Source organism: Actinomadura logoneensis, from assembly GCF_003428695.1.
Lineage (GTDB): Bacteria > Actinomycetota > Actinomycetes > Streptosporangiales > Streptosporangiaceae > Spirillospora > Spirillospora logoneensis.
In genome coordinates this window covers 1-7428 of the sequence record NZ_QURH01000131.1, presented here as the reverse complement: position 1 = coordinate 7428, position 7428 = coordinate 1, and the positions used below count along the sequence as shown (strand labels likewise).

Below are 7428 nucleotides of genomic sequence, written 5' to 3'. Positions count from 1 at the left end.
CCGGGCTGGCCGCGGCGGGGCTGCTCGCGGCCGTCCTGCCCCGCGCCGTCCCCGGCGGCCAGCCCGCCGCGCAGGGGCCCGAGCTGCGCGTTCTCACCGCGAACCTGATGTTCGGCAACGGCAGTCCGGACCGCATCGTCGAACTCGTGCGGCGGACCGGCGCGGACGTCCTCAGCCTTCAGGAGTTCCCGCCGGAGGCCGTCGCGAAGTACGAGAACGCCGGGCTGACGAAGCTGCTGCCCTACAAGGTGACCGACACGCGGTGGGGCGCGGCCGGATCCGGCCTCTATGCGAAGTACCCCCTGCGGGCGCTGCCGTCCCTGCCGAAGACCCAGATGGCGATGCCGTCCGCCGAGTTCACCCTGCCCGGCGGACGGCGCGTCCAGATCACCGCCGTCCACCCCGTCCCGCCCATCAGCGCCGAGTCGTTGGGCGACTGGAAGCGCGACCTGGGCGAACTCCCCTCCGGCACGGCTGGCACGACCGCCGCGCCGCCGACCGCGCCGTCCCCGGGCGGCGGGGTGGTCCGCGTGCTGGCCGGAGACTTCAACGCCACCCTCGACCACGCGACCCTGCGCCGCCTGCTCGGACGCGGCTACGCCGACGCCGCCGACCGCGCGGGCCGGGGCCTGGTGCCGACCTGGGGCCTCGGGCAGTCGCGCCCGCCGCTGACCATCGACCACGTGCTGCTCGACCGCCGCTGCGCCGTCCGGTCCGTCCGCGTCTACGACCTGCCCGGCAGCGACCACCGCGCCCTGTTCGCGCGCCTGCGACTCCCCTGAACAGGCACAATAGGGGCATGGTCCACCAGGTTCCGGTCACCGACCCCGCCGATCCGCGCCTCGCCGACTACACCCGGCTGCGCGACGTGAACCTGCGCAAGAGCCTGGAGGCCGAGCACGGGCTGTTCATCGCCGAGGGCGAGAAGGTCATCCGGCGCGCGATCGGCACCGGCCACCCCGTCCGGTCCCTGCTGATGGCCCGCCGCTGGCTGGCCCCCCTCGCCGACGTCCTGGACGGCGTCGACGCCCCCGTCTACGTCGCCGACGACGACGTCGTCGAGGCCGTCGCCGGTTTCCCCGTCCACCGCGGCGCCCTCGCCTCCCTGGTCCGCCTCCCGCTCCCTCCGGTGAAGGACGTCGTCTCCACGGCCCGCCGCGTCCTCGCCCCCGAAGTCCCGGGCGACCACGGCGACGTCGAGAGCGCTGCGCACCACACGTCGCCGCCCCGACGCATCCTCATCCTTGAGGACCTGGTGGATCACGCGAACGTCGGCTCCATATATAGGTGCGCCGCGGCACTGGGCGTGGACGCGATCATCCTGTCCCCCCGCTGCGCCGACCCCCTGTACCGCCGCGCGGTCAAGGTCTCGATGGGTGCGGTGTTCGCGCTCCCGTACGCCCGGATGACCAACTGGCACGACGACCTCGGCATCATCCGCGACGCCGGCTTCAAGCTCCTCGCCCTGACGCCTGACCAATCAGCCGTCCCCATGGACGGGGTCGAGATGACCGACCGCGTGGCGCTCATGCTCGGTTCCGAGGGTGACGGCCTCTCCTCACACTGGCTGGACGAGGCGGACGAGCGCGTCCGCATCCCGATGAGCCCGACCGCCCTGGCGAACGGCGTGGACTCCCTCAACGTGGTCGCCGCCGCCGCGATCGCCTGCTACAGCCTCATGCGCTCCTAGCGGCGGGATCATGGGTGAAGGAGTTGTAGGGGAGCTCCCACCAACTCGTTCAGCAGATAGCCGGTACAACGATCAGGCGGCGGTTCGCGGTCTCGTCCCGAGGCGGGCCTACTTGCCGAAGGCGCCCTTGCGGGGACGGCGGTGGGCGCCGCCCTTGGAGCGCTTCGCCGCGGACGCGCCCGACGCGGCGGGACGGCGGCCCAGGCGCAGCTGCGTCAGCAGCAGCGAGCACGCCACCAGCAGCGCCGCGAGCCACGCGACCTGCGTGCTGGCCACCCGCTGGAACGCCATCTCCTGGGCGACCGGGGCCTTGTTGGCGCGCAGCGTGCTCTGCGGCGTCGCCAGGGACGTGTCGGGTGAGGCGACCGTCGGGCTCGGCGCGTTGCCGGTGATCGGCGGGAGCGCGACCTGCGGGCTCTTCGTCGCGTCGAACGAGCCGCTCGGGGCCGGCGGCACGTAGCCGCTGCCGTTGCCGTTGCCGCTCGTGGGGATGTTGTTCGTCCCGCCGCCACCGCCGTGGCCCGTGCCGTTCCCGGAGCCCTTGGTCGGGCTCGGGCTCTTGGACGTCGGCTTGGTCTTGACGGGCGGGTCGGACGGCTTGCCCGGCTTCGGGCTGGACGTCGTCGGCGACGGCGACGGCGACGCGAGCGGCGCGACCACGACCGTGCCGCTGCCCGACTTCACCGTCTTGCCGTCCTGGACGAGCGCGACGCTCACCGTCACGGGCGTCTTCTTCTTCACGTACCTGGCGGCGAGCGAGAAGCTCTGCCGGGCGACCGCCGAGTCGGCCTTCACCCCGTCGAAGTCGCAGCCGTGGGAGGCGCTCAGCGCCGTGCCCGCACCGCAGGACGTCGTGTCGAGGTCGATATGGGACGCGCCGGTGCTCATCAGCACCCGGACCCCGGAGAAGTCACCGCCGCCGGTCACGAACGCCGTGACCGTGGCGGTCTCGTCCGCCTTCACCTGGTCGCGGGAGACCGTGACCGTCAGCCCCAGCGGAGGCGCGGCCGGGGAGGACGAGCCGGACGGCGAACCCGTCGGCGTCGGCTCGGCCGATGCCGGGAGCGCGAGGACCGTGCAGGCCCCGACGGCGACCACCGCCGCCGCGCCGAGACCCCTCAGAGCCGGTACGCCTGCCCTCCGCGAAGCCACGCCCGAGCCACCTCCGTCGCGTCGTCGTCGAACGCCCGAGACCCGCTCTACCCGGGACTCGATCCCGGAATCATGCGAACACGGATCCAAGGCTGAAATCAACCCCGTGTCCGGTTCGGACGGGCATCCAGGACACTACCGTCAGATGAACTCCTCACGCACGTCCTGGAGTTCCCCGGTCGGCGCCCACGCCTGCCAGACGCCCTGGTCGACCCGCTCCAGGCCCAGCGCCTCGGCGACCGGGGCCCGGCCGCCCGTGTACTCCACGCGCGTCCACCCGTCATGCTCCCCGACGACCACGAACGGCTCCCCGCGCCACCGGCACACCGTCCGGACGTAGCGGAGCGACTCCAGCTCGAACGCCGGGACGATCCGCCGGAACCGGTCCGGCCGCAGCTCCTCGAACCCGTCGGTCGGCTCCGGCGCGTACAGCCGGATCTCGCCGTCCGCGCCCGGCACCGCCTCGAACTCCCGCCCGAGCCAGCGCGCCACGTACCCGTCCCGGTTCACCGCGCCACCTTCGCCTGTCCGCCGGACGCCGCGCCCTCCGGACGCAGCCAGGCCAGCCGGTCCGGGTCGTACAGCGCGACGAACCGCTCCGAGCCGTCCCGGCCCAGCACGTACATCTCCGCCCCATAGGGCAGCCGGACGCTGTCCACCTTGTACTCCCGGATCGATCCGGCGCTGCCCGGCGCGAACCCGTCACCGCCGAACGGCGGGCGCTCCAGCACCCAGCCCGCGTCGCCCCAGGACGCGACGTCCTCCTCGGTGCGACCGCCGAACGGCACCCGGTACAGGTCCGGGCAGTACGCCGGCCACCGGATGACGTGGACCGAGTCGTCCGCCGGGGAGAACGGCGAGTCCTCGTACAGCAGGCCGAGCGTCTCGTACAGCTGCGCGGGCGTCAGCAGCTCCGCGACGTCCGAGGTCGGGTGGACGAACCCGCCGACGCGGTCGTACCCCTGGTCGAGGTACCAGGCGACGTGCGCGTGCGGGACGACCTTCTGCATGACCGTCGGCTCGGTCCCGACCTCCCCGTCCGGCTCGGCGAGCCGGTGCCGCTCACCCGCGCCCCCGAACGTGGCGACCCCGTCGAACAGGTCCTCGCGCCCGGCGCCGGCGGCGCCGGGGCGGGTCCGGTCGGGCATCACCGGTCCCCGGACACCCGGCCCGCGCGGGACGTCCACGCCGCCGGGGACCTGAGGAGCCGGAACCCCGGCCTCGACGACCTCCGCGCCGCCGGGCCGGGGCCCGTGCTCAGGCCCGACCGCCGCGAACCCGTCCTGCGCATACGCTTCGACGGCGCCGGAACGCTCAGCACCACGCGGTTCGCCAGAGGCCCCGCCAGAGGCGGAATACTCCACGTCGTGCCGGTCGTCAGTCGCCCCGACGCGCTGTCCGCCGGACGCTTCGCCGGACGCTTCGCCGGTCGTTCTGTCGGGAGCGGATTGATCAGCGTCGTGTCGTTCGCCGGAGGCTCTGAGGGCATCCGGCCCTGCGGTTCCCGTCGTCTCCGCGGCCTCGGTCGGCGCGTTCGAGGCCGCGTCGCCGGGAGGCGTGACGTGGTGTTCCCCGGATGTCGCCGCCGCGCGCTCGTCGGCGGCTTCCGGCCGCGTGCCCGGCTCGGCGCCGGGGGCGTGGGCGAAGGCCGTGAGCGTGGACGAGTCCGGCTCCGGCTCCGGGACGGGCTGGATGAGCCCGACGCGGATCGCCCAGTCGCTGAGCGCGCGCACCTGGTCACCGCGCAGGGACGCGCCGATCCGCGTCCGCGGGTTGAGGAGCATCGCCCAGTCCTCGCGCGGCCACGCGGCGATGAGTTCGCGGAAGTCCGCGTACACGAACCGCGACTCCGGCAGCACCTCGCGCAGCCGGACGAGCGAGGTGAACACCTGCACGGCGGACGGCCCGCGCAAGGCCGCCTCCCAGCGGAACTCCCGCTGCGTGGGCGTGACCTCGAGCGGCGCGTCCTGCGGGATGGGCACCAGCACGTTCGCCGCGAGCAGCACCCGCAGGAACGCGTCGGAGTCCCCGGCGAGCGCCGCCTCGAACAACTCCTGGTCGATCCGGTTGCCGGGCTCGAACTCCGCCTCGGCCGCACCGTCACGGTCCGGCGCGGCGGCCGAATCAGACCGCCCGCCGGCCTCGCCTCGTCCGCCCGCGTCCGCGCGGCCCGCGACGCCGGAGGCGGCCGTCTGCCCGGCACGGTCCTCCTGCCGCACCGCGCCGGACTCGCCGGCCGCACCCGAACGCCCCGCACCATCGGAGCGCCCGGCCACCTCCGCGCCCCCGCCGACACCAGCACCTCCGGCGGTGTCCGCGCGTTCATCCACGTCTGCGCGTTCGATCGCGTCGCGTCCGGTGACGTCTGCGCGGCCAGCCATATCTGCGCGTCCGGCAGTGTCCGCGGGTTCGGTCGCGGCGTTTCCGCCCAGGTCGCGTCCGGCGGTGTCGGGAGTTCCAGCGACGCTGTGTCCGGCGGTGTCGGGAGTTCCAGCGACGCTGTGTCCGGCGGTGTCCGGGCGACCGGGGACGTCCGGGCGGTCGGTCGCGTCGCGTCCGGCCGGGTCGGGCCCGGCGACGTCGTGTCCGCCGGTGGCGGCGCGGTCGGTGACGTCCGACTGCTGCGGCTCGAAGGTCTGGCCGACCGTGTGCGCGCCTTCTGCGACACTTCCGAGCGTGGACGCATCGCCTGCGTCGCCCGGAGCGGCGTACTCGGATCGCTGAGGTGCGTTGGTTCGCCCGGTGGCCGCTGCGAGTCCGGACGTGCTCGCCTGATCGGCCACATCCGCCTGGCCCGCGCCGTCCAGTTGCGACGCGGCGGGCTCGTCGATGCCTGCGGGCGTCGGCGTTCCCGTCTCATCGCCTGTGTCGGCGCGTCCGACGAACTCGGACTGAGGGGTCGCTTGAGGCTCGCCGACCGGGTCGGGGTGTCCAGCGAAGTCTGCGCTCCCGGGCACACTCGCCTGGCCTGCGACGCTCGCGTTCCCGGCGGTGGCCGGTTGGGGAGTGTCCGTAGAACCGGCGGTGAGCCCGTCAGCCGCACCGCCCGCGTCGGTACCTTCTGCGACGCCTGTGCGGTCGGGCGTGCTCATGCCGCCGGTCGCGTCGGCGAGGTGCGGGCCTGCCGGTCCGGCGACCTCGGGCCCGCTGGTGGCGTTCTCGCTTCCGGCCAGGTCCCTGGGTTCCGGCGCGTCGGTTTCGCCGGGGACGCGTGCGCGCCCGGTCTCGTCTCCCGGGAAGGGCGCTGCCTCACCGGGGAGAGGGGTGCCGGGGCGTCCGTCCGCCCCGCGCTGCTCGTGCCCCGGAGCGCCGAGGTGGGCGGGAGAGGCGGGCTCGGCAGGCACCGGGGTGGCCTTTTCCGCCTGTCCCGGGGCGTCCGTGCGTTCGGGCGCGGACAGGTGGTCGGGAGTGACCGCCTGTTCGGGGACGTCCGCGAACGCGGGTGTCGCGGTGTGCTCCGGCGCGGTCGTGCTCAGCGGCGCGGGACCGGCGTCCACCGGCGCGTCCGACCTCGGGGCGGGGGCGTCCGCGAGCGGCGCGGTGGGGAACGCGGTCTCGGCGGGCTGGTCCATGGGCGGCTCGACGGGCCCGCTCAGCGCGCGGACCTGCTCGCCGGGGATGGCCGCGTCCACCGGGGTGCCCGGGTTCAGGACGAGGGTCCAGGCGGCGTCCGGCCAGGCGGAGACGACCTCCAGGAAGGTCGGCATGACGAACCGGGACGACCCGACCGCCTCGTTCATCCAGCGCAGCGACGTGAACAGCTGGATCGCGACGCGTCCGTGCACGCGGGTCGGACGCCACGGGAACTCCGGGTCGTCCGGCGTGAGCGGGTCGGACGCCACGGGAACTCCGGGTCGTCCGGCGTGATGCCCCACGGCGTCTCGGGGTCGGCGGGGACGAGCACCTGCGACCCCAGCAGGACCTTGAAGAACGCGTCGGTGTCGCGGCGCAGGGCCGCGTCGAACAGCCGTTGCTCGACCTCGTTCTGCGCCTCGAAGCCCTCCGACATCCGGCGCGCGGCGCGCTGGTCGGCCCAGGTCGCCAGGCCCGGGAGCTGCTCGGCCAGGATCGTGCCGCCCGCCGGGGAGCCGGGGTTGACCGCCAGCGCGTTCGCGTACTCCGGCCAGTACCGCAGGATCAGCGGGAACGGCACGCGGATCGAGTCCGCGCCGGGCCCGGCGATCTCGGCCAGACGCTCGGGCGAGGTGAAGACCTGCACGAGCGTCGCGCCGTCCACCTCGCGGGTCTGCCAGCGGAATCCGGCGCGTCCCGGACGGAGCGTGAAGTCGGAGTCCGGGCCGACCGGCAGCAGCACCTCGGCGTCGGCGAGCGTCTGCAGGAACAGGTCGTGGTCGTTGTCGGACGCGGCGCGCAGCAGCGACCGCTCCGCGTCGTTGGCGGGCTGGAACTCCGGACGCGGCTCGGCGCGCGGCAGGTCGCGGCGCCGGCCCCGCAGTTCCTCCCACGGCTCGTCCGCGTCCGGCGCGGGCGCGATCACCGGGATCGGGTCCACGGAGGTCGCGGCGGGTGACGCCTCGGCGGCGGCCGGCTGCGGTGCCTCGGCGGCGGGCGGCTGCGGTGCCTCG

General features: G+C 74.6%; 6 protein-coding genes. 2 read left to right on the top strand and 4 right to left on the bottom strand.

Annotated elements, in window-relative coordinates; genetic code table 11:
- Together DZF91_RS07020 and DZF91_RS07015 are read left to right on the top strand one after the other, a co-directional pair.
- Positions 1-782 (top strand): endonuclease/exonuclease/phosphatase family protein (locus DZF91_RS07020; protein WP_147341034.1); only part of this gene is annotated, 782 nt, incomplete at its 5' end.
- A 17-nt stretch (positions 783-799) separates the two neighbouring features.
- Positions 800-1690: a TrmH family RNA methyltransferase gene (locus DZF91_RS07015; RefSeq protein ID WP_117356671.1), complete on the top strand. Its 891-nt coding sequence runs from the start codon at positions 800-802 to the stop codon at positions 1688-1690.
- Between the two features lie 108 nt (positions 1691-1798).
- On the opposite strand, the gene DZF91_RS07010 is transcribed toward DZF91_RS07015, so the two are convergent.
- The 4 genes from DZF91_RS07010 to DZF91_RS06995 form a co-directional block, all read right to left on the bottom strand.
- Complete coding sequence (locus DZF91_RS07010; RefSeq protein WP_147341033.1) at positions 1799-2842, bottom strand: hypothetical protein; 1044 nt, start codon at positions 2840-2842, stop codon at positions 1799-1801.
- A gap of 141 nt (positions 2843-2983) precedes the next feature.
- Positions 2984-3352 carry a hypothetical protein gene (locus tag DZF91_RS07005; protein ID WP_117356669.1) on the bottom strand — a complete coding sequence of 123 codons (369 nt, stop codon included), beginning with the start codon at positions 3350-3352 and terminating at the stop codon, positions 2984-2986.
- Positions 3349-6684, bottom strand: a complete 3336-nt coding sequence (locus tag DZF91_RS07000) for an SseB family protein (protein ID WP_117356668.1) — start codon at positions 6682-6684, stop codon at positions 3349-3351. The genes DZF91_RS07005 and DZF91_RS07000 overlap by 4 nt, the downstream gene beginning before the upstream one ends.
- A partial coding sequence (locus DZF91_RS06995) for an SseB family protein (RefSeq protein ID WP_147341032.1) occupies positions 6579-7428 on the bottom strand: 850 nt, incomplete at its 5' end. The genes DZF91_RS06995 and DZF91_RS07000, both read right to left, overlap by 106 nt.